This is a genomic window from Bauldia sp., assembly GCF_965232525.1.
Lineage (GTDB): Bacteria > Pseudomonadota > Alphaproteobacteria > Rhizobiales > Kaistiaceae > Bauldia.
On the sequence record NZ_OZ246980.1, the window covers coordinates 2,743,952 to 2,764,607 of the forward strand.

Consider the following 20,656-nt stretch of genomic DNA (forward strand, 5'->3'; position numbering starts at 1 on the left):
TCGGCGCCGGAGATAGTGTGCGCCCGACGCTGGCGCGGGGCGCCTTGTGATTGTGAGACCTGATGTCCGACATTTTCCGGGAAGTCGACGAAGACATCCGCCGCGAGCGGTACAAGCAGCTTTGGGATCGCTTCGGCGGCTATCTGATCGCACTGGCCGTGCTGATCGTGGTGGCGACCGCCGGTTACCGCGGCTGGGTTTACTGGCAGACCAGCCAGGCGGAGTCGACCGGCGACCGGTTCGTCGCGGCGATCACCCTGGCCGAGGAAGGCCGGCATGACGAAGCGATCGCCGCCCTTTCGGGGATCGCCGAGGATGGCAGCGGCGGATATCCCATTCTCGCCGCGTTTCGCGCCGCGGGCGAGAAAGCCGCCGCCGGCAACACCGATGGAGCGCTCGCCGACTATGACGCGCTTGCCAGCCAAAGCGGCCTGCCGCCGCTGATCGGCGATATGGCCCGCCTTCGCGCCGCCCTGTTGCTCTCCGATCGCGCCAGCGCGGCGGAGCTATCGTCGCGGATCGGCGATCTCGCCCAGACCGGCAATCCCTGGCGCCACAACGCCCGGGAGATTCTCGGCTTCGCGGCGTTTCGCGAAAACGACCTGACGACGGCACGGCAGTACTTCACCGAGATCGCTGACGATCAGGAAACCGGGCAGGGGGCAAGGGCCCGGGCCGAGGTGATGTTGTCGCTGATCGCCTCACGCCAGGGCGAGCCCGTGGAAACGGAGCCGGCCGAAGGCTAGGCGCGCGCCGCCCTCATGAGGGCGGACCGGGGACGACAGCGATGAGCGAAGTCGCAGCGCTGCCGCGGGTTGCCATCATCGGCCGGCCCAATGTCGGCAAATCGACCCTGTTCAATCGCCTGGTTGGTCGCCGGCTCGCGCTGGTCGATGATCTGCCGGGCGTGACCCGCGATCGCCGCGAAGGCGAGGCCCGGCTTGGCGATCTCGACTTCATCGCCATCGACACCGCAGGGCTTGAGGAGGCGGGAGTTGATACATTGGCCGGGAGAATGCGGGCGCAGACGGAAGCGGCGGTCGCATCGGCCGACGTGATCCTGTTCCTGATCGATGCGCGGGCCGGAGTGGTGCCGCTCGATTCGCACTTCTCGTCGCTGTTACGCGTAGCCGATAAGCCCGTGATTCTGTTGGCGAACAAGGCCGAGGGCCGGGCCGCCGAGGCCGGCCTGATCGAGGCCTATGCGCTCGGCTTCGGCGAGCCGGTGGCGATCTCGGCCGAGCACGGCGAGGGCATGGCCGACCTCTACGCGACGCTTCTCGACGCCCTCGCCGACGCCGGCGACATCCCCTCCGACGCCGCCCGCGACACCGGCGACACGGACCGCCAGGGCGATGTCGAGCGCGACGCTTCCCAGCCGATCCGCCTCGCGGTGGTCGGCCGACCCAACGCCGGCAAGTCGACTCTGATCAACCGGATGATCGGCGAGGACCGGCTGCTGACCGGACCCGAGGCGGGGATAACCCGCGACTCGATCGCCGTCGACTGGACCTGGCGCGATCGCGCCTTCCGGATCTTCGATACCGCCGGGCTGCGCCGCCGGGCACGGGTGTCGGAGAAGCTGGAAAAGCTCGCGGTCGGCGATGCGCTCAGGGCGATCCGCTTCGCCGAGGTGGTGATCGTGATGATCGACGCGACCCAGCCGTTCGAGAAGCAGGACTTGCAGATCGCCGATCTGGTCGAGACCGAGGGGCGGGCGGTGGTGATCGCCGTCAACAAGTGGGACCTGATCGACGATCCGCAGGCGACGCTGAAGGAGCTGCGCGAGGAGGCCACCCACCTGTTGCCGCAGATCCGCGGCGTGGCGCTGGTGCCGGTCTCGGGTCTGACCGGCAAGGGGATCGAAAAGCTGATGACCGCGGTGCTCGCCGCCCACGACATCTGGAACCGCCGGATCGCAACGGCGAAACTGAATCGCTGGCTCACCGGGATCGTCGCCAATCATCCGCCCCCGGCCGTCGCCGGCCGGCGGATCAAGCTGCGGTATCTCACTCAAGCCAAGGCCCGGCCGCCGAGTTTTGTCGCGTTCTGTTCGCGCCCGGACGCACTACCGGCGGCGTGGCAGCGCTACCTGGTCAACACGCTCAGGGACGACTTCAAGCTGCCGGGCGTGCCGATCCGGCTGATGCTGCGCAAAGGCGACAATCCGTTCGAGGGCCGCAAGCGCAAGCGGTGAGGGCCAAGTCGGCTGTGGGCGACGTTCTGGACCGCCTATCTCGGTTTCGCCGCGGCGCAGAGCTGGGACTTCGAACTCGGCGGCCGGTTGCCGCGGCTGCTCGCCGGTCTCGGCTTCACCGAGATCGACGCCCGCCACATCCAGCCGATCCTCAACCACGCCGGCAACACGCCGGGCGCCGCCGAGGCCGAGACCTGGTCGCTGACGCTGGCGCCGAAGCTGATCGACGGCGGGTACATGCCGGAAGCGATGCTGCGCGAGGCGCTCGGCATCATCCGCAACCCCAATGCCTGGACGCCCGGCCCCGGCTTCATGGTCGTCGCCGCCCGAAGGTCGCTAGAGACGCCTTCGGATCAGAAGGGCGGGTCGCCGGTCTGACTGATCGGACAGCGTGGTGCGCGACGATTGAGACGGGCAAGGCCGAAACGCCTGGCCAAACAGGGGCGACTTCAGGAGGTTCGAAAACGCCCAGGAGTGCGTTGACCTGCAAGCGTGCGAAACGCTTGCGCACTTCAAGGAACAGCGTCACCCTATGAACAGGAGGGCCCAGGGTGGCCTCAGTGTCGGCGATGGAGATCGGTCATGCGATCAGTTCTTTGGCAATGGTCCGTACTGTTTTCGGTGTCGCTGGGGATGTTGGCGGTGTCCGAGGCACATGCGGATCTGCAATGTACGACGGCAAGCGGGACAGGGGTGATTACCTGCAAATGTCTGGTTGCAAAAGAAGGTGACAAGTGTGCTTACGCGGATGCCGGGACGGTAACGGCTCATCAGAAGGATGCTGTAGCGAAAGGAACATGTGCACTAAAGTCTGATCCTCATGATCTCATCGAGCCCACGGCGCTGCATTGTAAGTCGCCGAGTGTTCTAATGGATTGCTCTTCCGCAAAAGGTGTTATTTCCTATATGGAGTGTAAATGCGGTAATACGGGTTCAGAAGATGCAGAGGTTAAAATGACGGTACATTGTTAAGGCGTTGTAGAGGGGTGGATAACACCGTGGCGGGCAGGAAAGACTCATAGGCTTTGTATACCGACGGCTTGAAATCGCCGGACGATCCCATATCAACAACAGCAATTGGATGAGAGAGACTTCCAATGGCTGAACTTCGTCGCTGCCTCCCGTTAACGGTCCTGGTTTCCGTTACGCTGTTCATCGCCCAGCCGTCACTGGCAAACGCGGACGATACGGACTCGGTTGAAAAGATCGCGTACGAATCCATTGAACTCTGGATGAGCGGTACGGACGTCACCCCGGAAGAGGTGTTCGCGCCCGACTACGTCAACCACGTCGACTCGCCGATTTCCGATCAAGCGCCGTCGGATCGGGACATCGAAGAGCTCAAGAAGGAACTCGCGCAGTTTCACGCGGCCTTCAGCGACGTCCATGTCACCTCCAGCGAGCAAGTCGCCGAGGGCAATCTCGTCGCGACACGCGTTGTCATCAGCGCCAAGCACACGGGCTCCTTTGTCGGAGAGGAGCCGACCGGGACAACGGTGACCTATGACTCGGTCGAATTCACACGTGTCGAAGACGGCAAGATCGCAGAGACCTGGGTCACCTGGGACAAATACGGTCTCTATCGCCAGATTGGCGCGCTTCCAAACAACAACTGACGGGAGCGGACATGTCGTTCCGCCGTGTTGGCGGAACCACAGGACGACCGAGATCCGCAAGCCGGCCGACCGGGTGAGTGCGCTGCTCACGCCCCAAGACCCCGATCTGATGCAGTCGTATGCGGTGAGCCACGTCGCCAATTCGGTGAAGAACGACGTACGGGAGTGTGTTGAACCGCCGCACCCTCCGGTCGCGTGAGCGGCGCGGGCGTCGGGCTGTAAGGCGTAAAGCCTCGCGGCCAGATTTGCCGCCGAGGCAGTTGGGTGCGCAACCGCCACTCTGATGTTCGTGCCGCTCGGAATCCGCGGTTGATCGCAAGCATTGAACTACAGGCTAGGAGTTTCATTTGCAGCCTGATTGTCGAGTTCATAGTGTTCGAGTAGCTCGCCTTTTGGAGACAAAGATGACTGTGAATCGCATGCGCTCATGGTGAGTCGGCTTCACCGCCAACGCGCACCCGTAATAAAATTGAAACACATCAGGTGTATATCGCTGAAGATCACAGAGGCTCGTAGTAAAGGATGTATCGCATGAGGAGGTCAATACTAGCCTTGTTCATAGTGATTGGTGCGGTTCTGTCATACAACTCCGCTGGGGCGCAACAACACATCGACTATACATGTGACGCGCATCCGGGGGTCAAGTGCTCCACATCATTTCAAGTCGACGCTGATCAACATTTGTATTATGTGTCTGTCCAGTGCAAATGGGACAACAGAGAGTACAAACCAAGAGACTTGGTGTGCAAAACTGGACGGATCGAGGCGAGATGTCCGAAGGATGAAGTCAAAGAGATTGGCGAAACGCTTCGATGCAGATGCGACTTTCCGCTTCCTGACGGTCAAGGGGCAAAGATCAACACAACGACCACCTGTTGATATCGGTGTCTGAGGCGGCCAGAAGAGTGTGGGCGTCGTTTAGCGGCCGGGCTCGTTCGGAAACGCTGTTGACGGACGAAGTGCCGCTGCCTGCATCTTTCGGGTGCTTGAACGCGGTGTTTCACTCCCTCACCATTGGCCCATGCGCGGCCGCTACGACAACCTCATTTCCCGTAAAGCCTGTGTGATGCTGTTTGGCGCGGAGCGCCTGCCGGACAGCAATTGAGCGTTCCGCTACAACGTGGCTGCGACCCGATCCGGTTCCAGTCATCGGGCCGGGGGCTCCTTGCCGATGAAAGCCAACTACCAACCCTTCCGCGACATTCAAAACCCGAAGACGGCCTCGGATCAGGCTACGAACAGCTCGTCGAAAGTGAAGAGCCCGTTGTCGAAACGGAAATTCTCGATCTTCTCGACATCGAGATCGGTGACCCCGTCGGTGATGTTGCCGGCCGTGCCACCATTGTCGGTGAAGGTGAAGTCGCCCGAGTCGCCGCTCAGCACCAGCGTGTCTTCCTTTTTGCCGCCATCGATGAGCCCGGTGCCGCTGTGGAGGTCGAAGAGATCGTCGCCGCCCTGGCCCTTGATCGTTACGTTGTCGACGCCTGCTGTCTCGCCGCGGGCCTTGACGGTGTCGGCGCCGTTGCCGAGCAAGATGGTGTACTCTGCGATACCGTAGGATTCACCGCCGATCGCGATGTCGGCGCCGATACCGATCACCTTGTCGGCCTTGTCGCCGGTGTCGATAGTCCGCCCAAGCCCACGCAGGCCGGTGCCATGAGCGTCTGTTGGCGTTCCCGTCACCGAAAGCGATACCTTGCCCTTGACCGTATCGCTGCCCTCGCCGGTGCTGATGTTGGCACTGTCTATGCCTCTGAAAAACCCCAGATCGCTGCCGTCCCCGCCCTCGACGAGGACCTTACCGATCACCTTGTCGTTGCCATCTTCGGTGAAGATATCCGCAGAAGTGATGCCCCGGTTGCCGCCGAGGTCGCTGTCCATCCCACCGCGCACCTCGACCTTGCCCAGCACCTTGTCGTTGCCCGATCCGGTGAAGATATCCGCAGTGGTGATGCCCCAGTTGCTGCCGACGGTGCTGTTCGTCCCGCCCCGCACCTCGACCTCGCCCAGCACCTTGTCGTTGCCCGATCCGGTGAAGATATCGATGGTGCTGAGGCCCCAGTTCGAGATTAGTTCGTCTTCGTCACCGCCGAGGCTGACGACCCGGCCAATCACCGTATCGTCATGATCGCCGGTTTCGACCAGGCTGTTGTCGATGCCCTGGCCACGGACGTCGCCGATATCCCCTCCATCGGCGATGGTCAGCATCACTTCGCCGATCACCATGTCGCGACCCTTCGCGGTGAAGATGTCGGCGCCATTGATCCCTTCGTTGCCGGTGCTGATGCTACCGTCGGCGATGTCCCCGACGACGCGACCGCTCACCGTGTCGTCGCCGCGGCCCGTCTTGTAGAGCCCACGGTCAATGCCATCTCCGTCCGCATCGTCACCGGCACCAACCGTGACTTTGGCCCTGCCCTCGATCAGGTCGTCGCCGGCACCGGTGCGAACGATGGTCTCCATCCCGTCGTCGTCGCCGTCGATCCCATGGCCGAAGCCATCCCCCGAGAGTTCCACGACACCGATCACCCGATCGTCGCCGGCGCCGGTGTTGACGTCGGTGACGAACAAGCCTGCGGCGAAGGGATCGATCTCCGAATGGGCGATCGCCTTGCCACGGATGAGATCGTCGCCGTCGCCGGTGTCGATGTCCGCCCCGGCAATCCCATAGGCGTTCGCCTCGCTGCCGGGTCCGCCGATCGCCGAGGCTTCGCCCTTGACCTCGTCTTTGCCGCCTTTCGTCTTGACGGTCCCGCCTGCAAAGCCGGTCGCCTCGATGACCCCGGACCCGTCATCCGCAGCGGTCACCGAACCCTTCACGAGATCCGAGCCTTTGCCGGTTTTGATCGACCCATCGGTGTTATCGATGCCAAACAGAGCACGCTCGCCCAGATCGCCGCCGCTGACATCGAGGTGACCGAAAATCCGGTCGGCGCCCCGACCCGTCGCGATGGTGCTGTCGATCGTGTTGTTCGCCAGGCCCGTGATCGTGACGTTGAGAGTGGTGCCGACGGTCGCGGTCAGGCGCGCCTCGATCAGGTCGCCGCCGCGCAGGGCCTTCACCAGGTCATCGTTGACGATACCGACCGCCGGCGACAGGTCCGGCGGGAAGCTCAACGTGTCAGTGAAGGTCACGACGTCCGAAAAGTTGGTGAAAGTGACGGTCGTCAGGTCCAGCATTGTCTCTCTCTCAACTCGGTCGCCGGTTTCTGCTGATCAATCTCTCTACGGTGTTGTACAGGCAACCATAGGTTTTTGACCATAGGCTCCGTGGCGCGACGGAGAGCAGGCTGGCAGGCGAAGAGCCCTCTTCGAAGCTGTTCGCAGCATCAACGACAGCATCCCCTGATTGTCCGTCTAGGAACTACACCAGTGTCCTGACGTTTTGGTGACCAATAAGCGCGCCTCAGCCATTAACCGTTGAGCGGACAACGGCCTTATGACATTGTTCCTCGAGGCTCGCGCCGGATTTGGGTCGGAGATGATAGACGAGGTGCGACGGCCGGGATCGCGTCCTGCTAACAACCGTTGGCGCATCATCGCCCGCTGAAAAGGGACCTATCTGGCAAATATCTGTTGACATTTCCTCTATTGTGCGCCAAACTAAACTATATTCAAAAGAGTAGAATCGGCTTTTCTCAACTTAGGGAAATAGATGTGAAGAGGAGCCTCTACCAAATGCAGGAATCTGACTTCGACAGTGCATTCAGTACGCGACGTCTGGTCCAGCTTGTTCTGGCGACTGCCGCAGTTCTTGTATTTCTCGGGCCATTGCCGGCTTACTCAGAATATGCTGACACTTACAATTGCACCAAACCAAATTGTACGACGCCGGAATACGGTGTTCCTCCTAACGATGATCTGAAAATAACGGGGAAGTGTACAAACGCAAAACGCCCGATATTGTCAAGCCTAACCTGCACGCCACATAATCTACTAATTACTTGTAATCCCCCTGTAAGGGTCTCTTCATCGGAGGTGTACTGTGGTTGTAAAAACAGCAATGCTTTTGGTGGGTCGCATGAAGCCGTGAGCGCTCAAATTCTCTGTAAGAAGCCAACAAATTCAATGTAAGAGGTGATGAAGTGGTCGCGTCACGGCGCGGCTGAAGGGCGCGCGTGGTGGAAACCGTCGGACCGATGCTTGTTCTGACGATCATGGCGTCGTTAGTCATTGAAAGCCGGGCAGCAGGCGGAAGGCTTTTTGGCTAGAACACGTCGACCGTGAAGTCGGAGTATTTCAGCGTCTGGCCGGAGTCGACCTTGGCGAACTGGACCTGCCCACCGCCGGCATTGCCGTTCGAGTCGATGTAGAGTTTGCCGGTGTCTTTGTCGTAGATGATGCGGTCGTCCCCGTCTTCGGCCTCGGTGCCCCTGCGAAAGGCGGACTTTTCCAGCGGTCCCAAAACGAGGCTGGTAAACGCGGTTTGATCGAGAAAGAACTTATCCTTGCCAGATTCGAAGTTCTTCACCCGATCGAAACCGACAGGGTTGTCGAAGACGAACTTTTCCTTTTTGTCTCCGGCGATGAGCTTGTCTTTGCCCGCGGCCCCGTAGATGTAGCCGGTGACTTCGCCGTTGCGGTTGTCCAGCTTATCGTCCTCGAAACCGAGACGGACATCGCCCTTGATCTTGCCGGTGTTGATGACCGTGTTCTCGTTAGCATTTTCGGTCGAAACGTCACCTTTGAGCTTGCCCTTGTTGACGAGCTTCATATCGCCGTTTGCATTCAAGACAGCCGCCTTGCCGCCTTCGATGACGCCATCCTTTTTGTTGACGATCTTCGTCCTCAGGCTGGACCCGCTGAGGGCTTGAACACCGAACTCATCGGACTTGATGGAACTGAAGTTCTTGATCACCGGGCCGGCGGTCGAGCCGACGTTCGATACGAAGGAGTAGATACCGTTATAGTAGCCGTATATCTCGCCGTAGTTCTCTACCGTAAAATCACCCATCGCGGTATTGTATATGCCGGCATTAACGCCCAATATCTTGCCGTAGTTTTCGACTGATCCTTCGACGTCGGTAGCAAGTTCTGAAGTGAAAAGGACGCCGATTGAGCCGCCATTGATAAGGCCGGTTTCCTTGTTGATGAACGTCGCATTGTTCTTGGTGAACCACGCGCCGGATGCGGAGTACGAATAGACGTAGCCCTTGTTGACGAGCGTGCTGTCGGTGAATGCGCTGAAGATCGTCGAGCCGTTCGAGCCGACATCGACATCCTTTTCGATCTTCCATTTCTGCCCGGACTTGGTGAATTCGATCGCTGGACCGCCGGGCACGAAAATGTCGCTGGTTTGCTTCGGCATGACGCCAATCCTCCACGTTAAAATTGCCTATGGGGAAAGGCGTGCCATCAACAGCACCGCCCCCCCTAATCGCCCGGCGGATGCATACACTATTTGCGCGAAGCGGCGGTGACTAAAAAGCAGGCATCGGCTATCGTTAGTTGAGCAGGCGAGGCGGCCTTCGGACCCCGCGAAAGCCTGGTTGTTTGACGCTAGACGAACAACTCGACCGTGAAGTCGGAGTACTTCAGCTTCTGGCCAGGATCGACCTTGGCGATCTGGACGTGCGGATTTGCACCGGCACCGTCGTCGTCGTGATACAGCTTGCCACTGTCCGTGTCGTAGATGATCCGGTCGTCGCCGTCTTCGGCCTCGGTGCCCCTGCGAAAGGCGGACTTTTCCAGCGGTCCAGGGGCAAGGGCGGGGAACGCGTTTTGATCGAGGATGAACGTGTCCTTGCCAGACTCGAAATTCTTCACGCGATCGGGGCCGGCGAGGTCGAAGACGAACTTTTCCTTTTTGTCTCCGGCGATGAGTCTGTCTTTGCCGATGGTCCCGTAGATGTAACCGGTGATGTTGCCATCGCGGTTGTCCAATTCGTCGTCACCGAAGCCAAGATAGACATCGCCCTTGATCTTGCCGGTGTTGATGACAGTGATCTTGTCGCCGATTGCACCGCTCATGACGTCCCCCTTGATCTTACCTTTGTTGATCAAGGTCATATCGCCGCTTGCTCTGTAAACGGCAGCGCCGCCATCCTCGAACGTACCGCCCTCGATGACGCCATCCTTCTGGTTGACGATCTTCGTCCGCAGGCTGGGACCGCTGGCAACATCGACGCCGTAAACATCGGACTTGATAAAATTGTAGTTCTTGATGACCGGGCCGGCGGTTGAGCCTACATTGAACGCCGCAGAAGAAATACCGCTGCTATAGCCGTAAACTTCGCCGTGATTTTCTACGGTGAAATCACCCATCGCATCATTATATATGCCTGTATTGCCACCTAATATCTTACCGTGATTTTCGGCCGACCCTTTGACGTCGGTAGGAAGCTCTGGACTGAAAAGCACGCCTATTGAGCTTCCGTTGATGAGACCGGGTTTTTTATTGATGAGCGTCGCATCGTCTTTGCTAAATACTGCACCTTGAAAGATGTACGAATAAACGTAACCTTTGTTGACGAGCGTACTGTCGGTGAATCCGCTAAAGACTACTGTGCCATTTGCACCGACATCGATGTCCTTGTCGATCTTCCATTTCTGACCGGACTTGGAAAAGTTGATGGCAAAGCTGCCGGATACGAAAACATCACTGATTTGCTTGGGCATGACCTCAATCCTCCACGTCAATATTGCCTATGGGGAAAGGCGTGCCCATCAACAGCAACACCCCCCTAATCGCCCGGCGGATGCATACACTATTTGCGCGAAGCGGCAGTGACCAAAAAGCAGGCATCACCATCAACCGTTGAGCGGACAATGGTCCTATGACATCGTTCCTAGATGCTCACGTCGAACTCGGGTCGGAAGGAACCCTCAGGAACGGCTGGATTGGCACCACCTTTTTGACATCCGAGGATGCCACGAAAAGGGCGTTGTCCAACCGGGGAGTATGACGAATGAGAGCCTTACTAGCCGGCGTCGCCCTTGCCGCGATGCTGTCCGTATCCACCAGCGCACAAAGCAACGAGGCACTCGCCCAGGAGCACTATTTACGCGAAGTCGAAGTCAGTCTCTGGGAGCTTGTCGCAGCCGCCATGTATCATGCGGCCGCACCCGATGCTCAGGGCCAAATCAGAGGCGGCCAGGATCCGGACACCACGCCGACGGATGAATTTCAAAAGCAAATCGGTGAGGTTGAGCAACATTGGACCCAGTGGAAGGCGGTTGCCGGCGACGATTCCGCTGACGCCGCGGCGGCGTTCGAGGCAGCCTATCTGCAATTCGTCAGTCTCGCGGAGGAGGTGATCAGCACCGACTCGCCAAGCGATGCACAGTTGTTGGAGATGTGGCGGGCCGCGCATGCCGCAGACGACGTGCTCGATCAGTCGCTCAAGGTCACCGGGCAATAGAGCCCGGCCGTTATTGACGCCGGATCGCCGCGACGGCGATCCGGTGCGCCCCCCGATCCCGCGGCGCCCCTAGTCGATCAGCTCGAAGGCGTGGGCGTAGGTGCCGTCGTGCTTGCGCACAGTGGTGACCTGACCGCGGGCGCCGATGTACTGACCCGTACCGCCGACCACCGCGCGGATCTGTGGCTCACCGGGCATCATCTCGGTCTCGTTGTCGGCGTAGACCGAAACGCCGGCGACGACGATGCTGTTGCCGCCGCCGAAGTCGAACACCAACTGGCCGATGCGATCCTCGTGGATGTCTCCCGGTGCGGTGGGAACGTCGGCGGTGATCAGAATGCCGGTCAGCTTGCCGGCTGTGTCGCCTTCACCGGCGAATGCGGCCTCGAAGGCAAGCACGTCGGCATGCGATCGCCCGGCGACACCGATATCGATGTAGGCGAGAATCGGCGCCTGTTGCTCGACGGTGAAGGTGGTGGTCGCGTCGGCGTGGGCCGGTGATCCGGCGAGGGCGAAGCCCAGGATCGCAGCGCCGATGGATGTGGTGACGGTGGCGGCGTAGAGCCGGAGCATGACAGGGTTTCCTTGTTCGGCATGGCCGACGGCTGGCCGACGCCGATCCTATACCGACGGGCGCCGCTTGGAAGGTCCGCGGCCGAGTATCGTGGCGTCCCGACGGTTTCGGCGAACGGGAACCGGTGCTCACGCCCTATGGCTCGGCTAGGGTCCTCAAGCACACCGGCTCGCGCCGTCGGTTCGGTCTGGTCTACGGCGAAACGGCCATGAGGTGGATGTGAATGTCGTCGTAGATGGGGTTGCCGTCGTCGTCCTGCACAAGGGCGAAGACCGGACCGTCGCGATAAAGCCGGACAGCACCGCTTTCCGGATAGGCGACAACCGCGCCGCAGCTTCGGTCGGAATCGTCGGCAAGTCCGAAGCACAACATGCCGTCGTCACCGACGTGCCAGCGCGGCGGGTAGGCGGGAGACGACATCTGGAACGTGCCGTCGTCGTCCCTGATATAGACGGCGGCACGATGGTCCTGGTCACCGAGACAAAGGACCTCGAGAAAGGCGGCATCGCCGAACGCCCGAACCACGTCTTGCCACGGGCCTGACAAGACCGCCGCTTCGTAGGCGTCCGGTGCGTCGCCCTCGAAAGTGGCCATCAGGAAGCAGCGGTTCTTCAGTTCCTCAGCCGAGACGACGGCGCCGCTGCCGTCATCCGTCTGCGCCCCGACCTGGCTCGCAGCCACGAAAGCAACGCAAAAAGCCAGGAGGCCGTGTCTGCGGGGATGTGGTCTCATGCGGTTTCTCCTCGATCGGTGGTGCCAATCCAAATTTGCGGCGCGGGAGATCGCACGCCCGCGATGAGGGAAGGAGGGGCCGACGCCGTCAACGCCTGCGTCAGCCTCGCGCCCGACTAGTTGCACGTGACCTTCACGCTCGCAGGATTGTGGTGATTAATCGCCCAGTTCTTGCAGTGGCAGGTCGCATCTTCCTGCGTGCAGTTATACTGACCCACATGGCACGTGACGTTCTTGGATGGGCTGGAGCATTCGATCTTTTCGGGGACCGTCTTCTGCTGACCGCTGCAATGGCTGGCGGCGTGCAACTTACATAACCCAGTCCAACGGAAGATCTTTCCGCCCGGTCCAATGCTCGTCCGGTCGGTACAACTGGCGGTGGTGCAGTTCACAGAGCCGGTTCCGACGGCGACGGCCTCGTTGACAGGCGACACGATGACGATCGCGAAAAGGATAACGACAGTCGCGACGAACAGTCCAAACGCTTTGCTTTGCATTTTGTCCTCACCTCGGTCGTCGGCTCTCGGTAAGCAACGCTGATGCTACCTCCACCCGGTGAATAGCCCCGCCGAGGCGATGGTGCCGGAATTCGCACGTTTGGGCAACAGCCTATGGCCGCTTCGGCGCGTCCGGGCGACAAGGCGAGGTGCAGCGCCCGCGCAAGGCGGCTCCATCCCGCTCTCTCATCGACTTGCCGGCGGGAGCGCCCCGTGTTGAAGTGGGCTTCAAGGCTTGAGCCGATGAACCCGGTTTCTCCGCTTTTCTTGTTCCTGATGTCAGCCCGGTGGGTTTCGACGGCCGCAGCGTGGCTGATGGTTATGCGGGGAACAGGATGCCGCCTCGGATCGCGACGGTCCGTGCGGAAACCAAAGAGGTGAAGGTATGAGACGCGGCTTCTTGTTACTTATCGCTCTACAAGTCAGTTTGCTTTTCGGTGTGCATCAGTCGATTGCAACTAAGTCTATTGACTTCAACTGCACGCCAGCGGCGATCGGCGATTCCTGTACCCAGAAGTATCCTGTGTTGCCTGGCGATCCAACCATCGTTAACGCACGATGCACGGAAAACCCGAGTCAGTATCTCAACAAACTCTCCTGCCAGGGCGACAAGGCGAGTTGCAGCGCGCCTGCGCAAGGGGGAAGCGTGATAACGTGTCAGTGCCACAGCGATGAAGTCGGAGAAGGCGGCGGCTCCGTGACCGCTACCCTGACCTGTAACCGCAAGCCGTCGAGATAAGTTTGACCAAGCGACGTGACCGGTAGCTGAACGATGCGCACGATTCTCGCCATCTTCCTGAGCGGTTTCCTATTGCTCCCATTTGCGCCGCTGCTCCATGCGCAACCGCCGACCGAGGCGGCGCGTAAGCATCTCAAACGCGTTGGCCCGCCTAATCTAGAAGGTCCCCAGGACTATAACTGTACGTCGTCCAAATGCACCTACACCTTTACGTTGAAATCGTGGGCAACAAAGAACTTCCATAGTCAGTGTAATGGACAGGGAACCCTGCAAATGAGCATGGATTGTGCCAACGGCGGGGTGAAGAGCTTAGACTGTAGTAAAGCTAATCTTTTTGTAGGTTCGACCTGGAGCGATTCTTACTGGGGTTGTTCGTGCACCAATTGGGTTGTTGGCAAAAAAGAGAGCGTTCATATTGGCGTGTTGTGTCCCGGCGGCTGAGGAGCGATTCCTCGGCCCGTCCTCCTGAAGCTCGTGAATCGCTCAGCATGCTATGATGGGGATGCCCATTGTTGACCTTGGTGTGGGAGGTCCTTGCGCCGGGAGGGCGCCGGAATCGTAGGTGTTCGGCCGACGAATAAGGAGATGAATCATGACGCATTGTTTCCGATCCGCCGCCTTCGCCGTCGTGTTCGTCGGGCTCGCCGCGCCAGCGGTGGCTGATGACTCGACGGTCGAAGCCGTCATCGACCAATGGACCCAGAATCTGGTGGTCAAGGATTACGACAGCTGGGTCGGCTACTGGACCGCCGACGGCCTGCTGTTGCCGCCCGACCATCCTCCGGTCACCGGGCACGACGCCATCCTCGCCTATGCCAAGGACGATTTCGCCAGCGCCGGCGACTTCAGCTTCTCCGACTGGACGATCGAAGCGGGCGGCCGCCTGGCGGTGGTGACCAACGATATCAAATGGGGCGATCAACCATACAAGCAGGTGATCGTGCTCAGACACGCGGACGACGCCTGGAAGGTCCATATCGTCATGTTCAATACCGGCGTCTAGCGAGGGAATCCCGACACAAGCCATTGTCGCTCTTCCAAGCCGCGGGGGCCGAGAGCCCGTGACGCCGCGGTAGGGTACCGATCGCTTCGAGGTTCGCTAAGGGATGACGGTCGGGGTACCATTCCCGACGTCCTCATTGTGCCACACCAATCCGCCAGACGGCTCGAGGTCGGCGACACCACCGACCTGTGCAGCGGACGACGATCGCGGGTTGCCATATACCGGCAACCCATGCCGGCGATCATTGGGTGAGCGCGGCAGTGTGTTCGTGCTCCCGATTCTCGAATTAGAGAAGTTAAATTCTCCTCTGATCGAAAATTCGTGACCTACCTAGAAACCTGATCCCGCTGTTGCCATATGCCGGGGCGCTTGTGGTCGGGGGGCGCCATGTCTCCCGCCGCCAAACAAGGGCGCATGATGCGAAATCGAAGCAAAAACAGCCCCGCCAGGCGTCAGGAACGGGTGAAGGATGCTGTTTGATCCAGCCGGGCCGGTTTTTCAGGCGGCCGTCGCTCCGTTTCTGGTCTCATTTGTTCTGGTCGGCGTCATCTTCGGTCTCGCGAGGGGTCCATACAAGGCGTCGCTTCCGGTGGTTGGCGCGGCCGTCGCGATTCTGGTCGCCTATTGGCTGGCGTTTTCCTGGCCTCCGTTCCCGCCTCGAGCAGCAAGCCAGAAACTGGGATACCTGTTCGCGGCGTCGACGCTCCTGTCACTGCTGTTGGCTTTCCGTTCGTCACGACCGGATATCGGCCGCGTCGTCGCCTATGTCGCGGTGATTGCCGGGCTTGTCTGGATCGCGCAATCGAGGATCACGCAGGGCCAGTTCGTCGATGTGGCGCTGGTTCTTGTTTTTGCCGCCATTGCCGTCTTCGGCCTGGCGCGACGTCGCGACGAGACCGTCGACAATGGCGTCGCCGTGCTTGTGCTGGCGTTTGCTGTCGCGCTCATTGCCCTTCTCGCGCCGAGCGGGTCCATCTTGCAGCTCTCGTTGGCCTCGGCCGCGGCGATCGGCGGCTATCTGGTTTGGACCTGGCCGAAGCGGCGCCTCAACTTCTCGGAAGCAGGCATCCTGGCGGTCGGCGCGCCACTGATTTGGCTGGGCGGTCAGGCCTCCCTTTATTCGGGCGCGAACGATGTAGCTCTCGCAATCGCGGCGCTGATCCCTTTCGCCCCGTCGATCCGTGCGGCCGTGCTCCACAGCCCGGCGTTCGCCAAAGACTGGCTACGGCCGATCGCTACCGGCGTGATCGCAGTGGCTATCGGCGCGGTCGCCGTCGCCGTGGCCTTGTTCGTCCCGACCAACTAGCGGGCACCTTCACCAAACCTCCAGCAACAGGGAACAATCGTCATGAGAAATCTGAAATACCGCCTCGCCGCCGTCGCCGCCGCTTCGTGCCTGATAACCCCGGCGCTGGCGGCCGACGCGTTCACGATCGACCAAAGCCACACCAGCGTCGTCTTCTTCATCGATCATCTCGGATATTCTGACTTGATCGGGCGTTTCAACGATGTTTCCGGGACTTTCGATTTCGACCAGGAGAACATCGAAAACTCCAACATCGCGCTGGTGATCGACGCCACGAGCATCGATACCAACCACGAACCCCGTGACGATCATCTGCGCTCGCCGGACTTTCTCAATGTCGAAGAGTTTCCGGAGATTACCTTCGAGTCGACTGCGATCGAGCAGACCGGCGACACTACCGGCGAGGTCACCGGGGACATGACCATCCTTGGCGTTACCCAGCCGGTCACGTTTGCCGTGACGCTGAACCAGATTGCGCCAAATCCACAAAGCGGTGACATGGTTGCGGGTTTCTCCGCGCGCGCGCAGGTGGACCGCAGCGATTTCGGCATGACCTTCGGTCAGGGCGGGATCGGTGATGTCCTTGACCTGTTCATCGAGGTCGAGGGCATCCAGCAATAAGCCGAAGACCTAGCGCCTTCGGCCAAATCACGTCGTTGACCGGCCGCCATCCCCTCGGCGTCCCGGGCTCGCCCGTTTCCCGGGACGCTGCGGACATGTGCGCCTGCCTTCGGCAAACGCGCTCCGCATCGTGGCCTAGTCGATCAGTCCGAAGGCATGGGCGGTGCTATCGCAAGCGTCGTCGTGATGAGCGACCGTACGCGAGCGTGACTCAGAGGTCGATGACGGCTTTTCCGAACATCGTGCCCGTCATCGTGCCGCCGGTTCCGGCCGCGCCGCCCTCGCGCCGTTTGGCGAGGGTGTCGGCGGCGCGCTGATACGCGGCCTCGTCCGGGTAGATCTCAAAGAAGATGGCCTCGGTGGCGGAGGTCTTGACCATGACGGCGCGATCGGCGCCCTTTGCCTTGAGCTCCTTCAGCGACTCCGTCGAATACCCAATCACTCGATCGTCTTCGTCCCATCCCTCGGGGAAGGTCCAGGTCGCGAACGCGACATATGCCATGGTGCTGCCTCCAATGGTGCGGCGCCCGTTGTCGGGGAACCGGCGGTTGACGAGGAAATCTATATTGGCGACTTCGCGCAGTGCAACGGATGGTGCGCGCGGCGAGGGGGCTCTCGGACCCTTGCTTCAGAACCGAGCGGCTAGCCGTGCCACGCCTCCATGCGCCTCAACGCCATCGCCGACCTGGCCCTGGTAGGACACGCCGCCGGTGACCGATCCAGAGAGCGCCGCATCGAGACCCGCCTCCACGACAAGAGCGTTCTCGGCAATCGGCGCACCGGTGATGGTGAACGGATCGCTGGCATCTAGGGTGAAGACCGTCGTCGGGTCGATGTCGCCGAAGGCGTGGCGCCAGCCGGCCATGCCGTGCGCCTGAACCGACCGGCTCAGCGGAACCGACGATCGCAGGCCGAGTGTCGTGAAGGTCGTCTGAGACGTGTCCGACTTCGCCGCCAACGCGGCGGACCCACCGGTTTCGGTGAAGGAGTCGGTATGCAAGTTGACGTAGGAAACGCCGCCGAAGGGTGTGATCGTCGCCGACGGCATGTCGAACGCGTAGCTCGCCTCGGCGAAGAGCTGCCATGATCGGGCGTCGTAGTCCGCCTTGAGCGTCTGATCGACCGGCGCGGTGATCCGCCGTCTCGTGTCGATCCCGTACCAGCCGTAGACGGCACCGGCGTTTATAAGCGCGGCTCCATCTTGGTAACCGCCGTAGATGCCGACCGTGCCGCTATCGGCGCTGCCGTCGAAGGCGCGATCGTCGACCGAGACCGTCGTTCTCGCATAGCCGCCGAGGATGCCGAGCCGGACGTGGTCGCTCACCCATCCGTCCAGCCCCGCAAGCACGCCGCCGACGTCGCTGTCCATGGCGGCGGTGTTCCTGTTGCCATCGGTGTCCAGCCAGTCTCCGTAGGGCGCGATCCAGACGCTTCCCGACCATCCCTCCGGGGTTATGTCCTTGCCGCCGCCGGCGTACGCCATGATCGTCGACCCGCCGCGATCATCGCCGAACGCGGTGCGAAAGCGATCGTTGACGGTCTGTACCACCTGCTGGCTATTCTCCATCAAGGCGCCCTTCAGAGATGGATGGCCCTCGCCGGTCAGCTGATCGAAAACCGCCAGCGCTTCTTCCTCGGTGGCGCTGCCGAGCAGGGCCTGAACGATCTCGTGGGTCACATTGGTTTCGACCAACGAGTCGAGACCGGTGGCGACGGCCTTCGTGTTTGGGGTCGGGGCGATACTCGAGAACGACTGGCTCACGACCTGAATGAGCTCGACGATTTCCGCACTCCCGTCGGCGCCGTAGTTGAGGGAATAGTCGATGAAGGCGGTTGCGCCGGTGACCGTGTCGAAGGTGCCGCTGATGTCGTCGGCGCTGATGATTGTGACAGTCTCATCGTAGAGATAAGCATCGGCGGCGACGTCGACCGTGCCGCCGTCGATTTCAACGGTGCCGCTGGCCTCGAGCAGATCGGCGTTGCCATCGCTGTCGATCTCCACGGCGAAGGTCGAGCCGGCGGCGAATGTCACATCAGCGGCCTTCAGAGTTCCGACGGAATTACCCGGCGCAAGCGTGCCGCCGCTCTTGATAAAGGCGATGTCGGTCAACGTCCCGGTCCCCAGCAAAGTTCCGCCGTTCACCGTGACTTCGCCGGGGAGCGTCGTGTCGACGGAAAGGGACCCGTCCTTGACCGTCGTCGTTCCGGAAAAGCCGTCCAGATTACCCTTAAGGCTGGTGTAGCCGTTCTCGCTCACGATCGCTCCGGGGCCGATGATCTTGTGATCAAAGACAAAGGTTCCGGTTGTATCGGAATGGTTGAACAGCAGCGTGCCGGTACCGTCGCCAAAGGCGATCTGTTTGGTCTTGATGGTGCCGGTCCCCGCGGGGGTCTCGCCCGAGGCGGCGCCGATGGCGAAGGTTCCGGTCGAGCCTGCCGCCGAGGCGATGGTCAGTGAGGAATTGCCGGAGTTGACGTCGATATAGCCGCCGTCGCTGACCACCAGAACGCCCGTGCCGTTCTCGCCGACGGTCAGCGCCTTGCTCCACAGCGACGACGGGTCCACCGACGACCCGCTCGTCGTCGAACCGCTGACGATGACCTTACCCGAGCTCCCGGTCTGGTTACCGACGACGGTCGATCCGGAAATTCTTAAGGTAGCGGTGTCGCTGACAAGAAGGTCCGAGTCGGTCCCGTCGTCGCCAACCGTGAGGGTCTCGGCATTCATGTCCTCGGTGATCTCCAGCGTGCCACCGTTGACCGTGACCGTGCCGGAGAAGGAGGTGTTTTCCGTCGTGAGCTCGGTGTAGCCGGCCTCGGCGAGAATGGTACCCTTGCCGCCGATCGGGATGGCGAAGGCAAACGGATCGGACGACGACGAGGTGTGATTGAACAGGAGCGTCCCGGTCCCGCTGCCAAACTTGATGGACTCCGCCGACAGGGCTCCGGCCGCGGCGGCGGCGTCTCCATCGGCGGCCCCAAACGCGAGAACGCCGGTCGAGCCGCCCTTGTTGGCGATGATGAAATCGCTGCTGGCGGTGAGTGAACCGCTGCCGCTGAGTACGATGGCGCCGGACGAGCCCGAAGCATTGCCGACGATCACGTCGCCGGTGATCGCCGCCACACCTCCGTCGCCGACGGCGAAAACGGCATCCGTACCCGTGTTGGTGTTCCCGACGATCAGTTCGGCGCCGCCGAGTTTGTTGGCGATGGCCAGCGTACCGCCGTCGACAACAACGTTGCCGGTTACGCCGCTGGCGTCGCCGGTCACGGTCGTATAGCCGCTGGTCACGTTGAGATCGATCAGGCCGGTGATACCCGGCGTGAACGCGTAACCGTCGGTCTCGGTGCCGGTATGGTTGAATAGGATCTGGCCGCCGACTTTGCTTTCGATGACGCCGGCATTCGGCAAAGTCAGCGTGCCGGGCGAGTCGGGCGTTGTCAGACCGCCGATGACAACGCTGGAGCCGTCGGTCTGAAGCTTGATCCCGCCGTCGATCGTGACGGTCGCGTTTTCGGAAACGATCAGCGTCCCTTTGCTGGAGTTGTCCTGGCCGAGCGTCAGCGCGCCCTGCACGTCCATGATGGCGCCCGCAACGAGCACGGTCGCGTCGTCGCCGCTACCGATCCCAATGAACACCTCGTTGGCCGTCAGTTCGGCATTCCCCAAAAGGGTGAGGGAACCGGAGTCGACGACCTCAAGACTGTTGACTTCGGCCGTCCCGTAGACGGACGCGTTGAAAATGGTGGGGTCGTTCACAGGTGCCGTAAGAATGATCGCGAGATCGCTATCGGTCGGGACGCCGTTGTCCCAGTTGGCGGCTGCGAACCAGTTGTCGGAGACCGCCCCGGTCCATTCGGTCGTATCGGCGAGCGCCGCCGGGGTCGAACCGGCGACGATCAGCGCCGCGGTCGCCTTGGTCAAGACTCCCATACCCAGTACCTCCGCTTTCCCCCACGATTGCCTCGGCGGCGGTCAACTGCCTTGGAAGCAGGTCACAAGAAGCTTA

Annotated in this window: 17 protein-coding genes; 9 read left to right on the forward strand and 8 right to left on the reverse strand. The window is 61.0% G+C overall.

Features of this window, described 5'->3' with window-relative positions; all coding sequences use genetic code 11:
* The first annotated feature begins 62 nt into the window (after positions 1-62).
* The 4 genes from ACO076_RS12960 to ACO076_RS12975 all read left to right on the forward strand — a co-directional run bounded on the left by ACO076_RS12960 (position 63) and on the right by ACO076_RS12975 (position 3,813).
* On the forward strand, positions 63-746 hold the full coding sequence (locus ACO076_RS12960) for a tetratricopeptide repeat protein (RefSeq protein ID WP_421723249.1): 684 nt from the start codon (positions 63-65) through the stop codon (positions 744-746).
* 41 nt (positions 747-787) lie between these two features.
* Entirely contained in the window at positions 788-2,197 is a 1,410-nt protein-coding gene (der, locus tag ACO076_RS12965; RefSeq protein WP_421723250.1) for a ribosome biogenesis GTPase Der, read from the forward strand.
* Positions 2,198-2,284: 87 nt separating this feature from the next.
* Positions 2,285-2,575, forward strand: a complete 291-nt coding sequence (locus tag ACO076_RS12970; RefSeq protein WP_421723251.1) for a hypothetical protein — start codon at positions 2,285-2,287, stop codon at positions 2,573-2,575.
* 719 nt (positions 2,576-3,294) lie between these two features.
* Positions 3,295-3,813 carry an ester cyclase gene (locus ACO076_RS12975; protein ID WP_421723252.1) on the forward strand — a complete coding sequence of 173 codons (519 nt, stop codon included), beginning with the start codon at positions 3,295-3,297 and terminating at the stop codon, positions 3,811-3,813.
* 1,227 nt (positions 3,814-5,040) lie between these two features.
* Here the strand turns inward: ACO076_RS12975 and ACO076_RS12980 are convergent.
* The 3 genes from ACO076_RS12980 to ACO076_RS12990 form a co-directional block, all read right to left on the reverse strand.
* Complete coding sequence (locus tag ACO076_RS12980; protein ID WP_421723253.1) at positions 5,041-6,993, reverse strand: hypothetical protein; 1,953 nt, start codon at positions 6,991-6,993, stop codon at positions 5,041-5,043.
* A 1,027-nt stretch (positions 6,994-8,020) separates the two neighbouring features.
* Positions 8,021-9,121 carry a hypothetical protein gene (locus ACO076_RS12985; RefSeq protein ID WP_421723254.1) on the reverse strand — a complete coding sequence of 367 codons (1,101 nt, stop codon included), beginning with the start codon at positions 9,119-9,121 and terminating at the stop codon, positions 8,021-8,023.
* A 191-nt stretch (positions 9,122-9,312) separates the two neighbouring features.
* A complete protein-coding gene (locus ACO076_RS12990) occupies positions 9,313-10,431 on the reverse strand; it encodes a hypothetical protein (protein WP_421723255.1) in 1,119 nt (372 codons plus the stop codon).
* 290 nt (positions 10,432-10,721) lie between these two features.
* On the opposite strand from ACO076_RS12990, the gene ACO076_RS12995 reads away from it, so the two are divergent.
* A complete protein-coding gene (locus ACO076_RS12995) occupies positions 10,722-11,174 on the forward strand; it encodes a hypothetical protein (RefSeq protein ID WP_421723256.1) in 453 nt (150 codons plus the stop codon).
* A gap of 69 nt (positions 11,175-11,243) precedes the next feature.
* Here the strand turns inward: ACO076_RS12995 and ACO076_RS13000 are convergent, their stop codons facing one another.
* From ACO076_RS13000 to ACO076_RS13010, 3 genes are all read right to left on the reverse strand, one after another.
* On the reverse strand, positions 11,244-11,747 hold the full coding sequence (locus tag ACO076_RS13000) for a hypothetical protein (protein ID WP_421723257.1): 504 nt from the start codon (positions 11,745-11,747) through the stop codon (positions 11,244-11,246).
* 193 nt (positions 11,748-11,940) lie between these two features.
* Positions 11,941-12,480, reverse strand: a complete 540-nt coding sequence (locus tag ACO076_RS13005) for a hypothetical protein (RefSeq protein ID WP_421723258.1) — start codon at positions 12,478-12,480, stop codon at positions 11,941-11,943.
* 116 nt (positions 12,481-12,596) lie between these two features.
* Positions 12,597-12,977 carry a hypothetical protein gene (locus ACO076_RS13010; RefSeq protein WP_421723259.1) on the reverse strand — a complete coding sequence of 127 codons (381 nt, stop codon included), beginning with the start codon at positions 12,975-12,977 and terminating at the stop codon, positions 12,597-12,599.
* A gap of 772 nt (positions 12,978-13,749) precedes the next feature.
* Here ACO076_RS13010 and ACO076_RS13015 point away from each other — a divergent pair.
* From ACO076_RS13015 to ACO076_RS13030, 4 genes are all read left to right on the forward strand, one after another.
* On the forward strand, positions 13,750-14,157 hold the full coding sequence (locus ACO076_RS13015) for a hypothetical protein (RefSeq protein ID WP_421723260.1): 408 nt from the start codon (positions 13,750-13,752) through the stop codon (positions 14,155-14,157).
* A 151-nt stretch (positions 14,158-14,308) separates the two neighbouring features.
* A complete protein-coding gene (locus ACO076_RS13020; RefSeq protein ID WP_421723261.1) occupies positions 14,309-14,719 on the forward strand; it encodes a YybH family protein in 411 nt (136 codons plus the stop codon).
* 469 nt (positions 14,720-15,188) lie between these two features.
* Complete coding sequence (locus ACO076_RS13025) at positions 15,189-16,025, forward strand: hypothetical protein (protein WP_421723262.1); 837 nt, start codon at positions 15,189-15,191, stop codon at positions 16,023-16,025.
* A 42-nt stretch (positions 16,026-16,067) separates the two neighbouring features.
* On the forward strand, positions 16,068-16,646 hold the full coding sequence (locus ACO076_RS13030; RefSeq protein ID WP_421723263.1) for a YceI family protein: 579 nt from the start codon (positions 16,068-16,070) through the stop codon (positions 16,644-16,646).
* 211 nt (positions 16,647-16,857) lie between these two features.
* Here the strand turns inward: ACO076_RS13030 and ACO076_RS13035 are convergent, their stop codons facing one another.
* Both ACO076_RS13035 and ACO076_RS13040 read right to left on the reverse strand, forming a co-directional pair.
* A complete protein-coding gene (locus ACO076_RS13035) occupies positions 16,858-17,148 on the reverse strand; it encodes a hypothetical protein (RefSeq protein WP_421723264.1) in 291 nt (96 codons plus the stop codon).
* 126 nt (positions 17,149-17,274) lie between these two features.
* Positions 17,275-20,580, reverse strand: a complete 3,306-nt coding sequence (locus tag ACO076_RS13040; RefSeq protein WP_421723265.1) for an autotransporter outer membrane beta-barrel domain-containing protein — start codon at positions 20,578-20,580, stop codon at positions 17,275-17,277.
* Positions 20,581-20,656 lie beyond the last annotated feature (76 nt).

Excerpts from the sequence above, each read along its gene's own strand:
- ACO076_RS12960 (WP_421723249.1), top strand. The coding sequence starts at position 63 with ATGTCCGACATTTTCCGGGAAGTCGACGAAGACATCCGCCGCGAGCGG.
- der (WP_421723250.1), top strand. The coding sequence starts at position 788 with ATGAGCGAAGTCGCAGCGCTGCCGCGGGTTGCCATCATCGGCCGGCCC.
- ACO076_RS12975 (WP_421723252.1), top strand. The coding sequence starts at position 3,295 with ATGGCTGAACTTCGTCGCTGCCTCCCGTTAACGGTCCTGGTTTCCGTT.
- ACO076_RS12980 (WP_421723253.1), bottom strand. The coding sequence starts at position 6,993 with ATGCTGGACCTGACGACCGTCACTTTCACCAACTTTTCGGACGTCGTG.
- ACO076_RS12985 (WP_421723254.1), bottom strand. The coding sequence starts at position 9,121 with ATGCCGAAGCAAACCAGCGACATTTTCGTGCCCGGCGGTCCAGCGATC.
- ACO076_RS12990 (WP_421723255.1), bottom strand. The coding sequence starts at position 10,431 with ATGCCCAAGCAAATCAGTGATGTTTTCGTATCCGGCAGCTTTGCCATC.
- ACO076_RS12995 (WP_421723256.1), top strand. The coding sequence starts at position 10,722 with ATGAGAGCCTTACTAGCCGGCGTCGCCCTTGCCGCGATGCTGTCCGTA.
- ACO076_RS13000 (WP_421723257.1), bottom strand. The coding sequence starts at position 11,747 with ATGCTCCGGCTCTACGCCGCCACCGTCACCACATCCATCGGCGCTGCG.
- ACO076_RS13005 (WP_421723258.1), bottom strand. The coding sequence starts at position 12,480 with ATGAGACCACATCCCCGCAGACACGGCCTCCTGGCTTTTTGCGTTGCT.
- ACO076_RS13010 (WP_421723259.1), bottom strand. The coding sequence starts at position 12,977 with ATGCAAAGCAAAGCGTTTGGACTGTTCGTCGCGACTGTCGTTATCCTT.
- ACO076_RS13015 (WP_421723260.1), top strand. The coding sequence starts at position 13,750 with ATGCGCACGATTCTCGCCATCTTCCTGAGCGGTTTCCTATTGCTCCCA.
- ACO076_RS13020 (WP_421723261.1), top strand. The coding sequence starts at position 14,309 with ATGACGCATTGTTTCCGATCCGCCGCCTTCGCCGTCGTGTTCGTCGGG.
- ACO076_RS13025 (WP_421723262.1), top strand. The coding sequence starts at position 15,189 with ATGCTGTTTGATCCAGCCGGGCCGGTTTTTCAGGCGGCCGTCGCTCCG.
- ACO076_RS13030 (WP_421723263.1), top strand. The coding sequence starts at position 16,068 with ATGAGAAATCTGAAATACCGCCTCGCCGCCGTCGCCGCCGCTTCGTGC.
- ACO076_RS13035 (WP_421723264.1), bottom strand. The coding sequence starts at position 17,148 with ATGGCATATGTCGCGTTCGCGACCTGGACCTTCCCCGAGGGATGGGAC.
- ACO076_RS13040 (WP_421723265.1), bottom strand. The coding sequence starts at position 20,580 with ATGGGAGTCTTGACCAAGGCGACCGCGGCGCTGATCGTCGCCGGTTCG.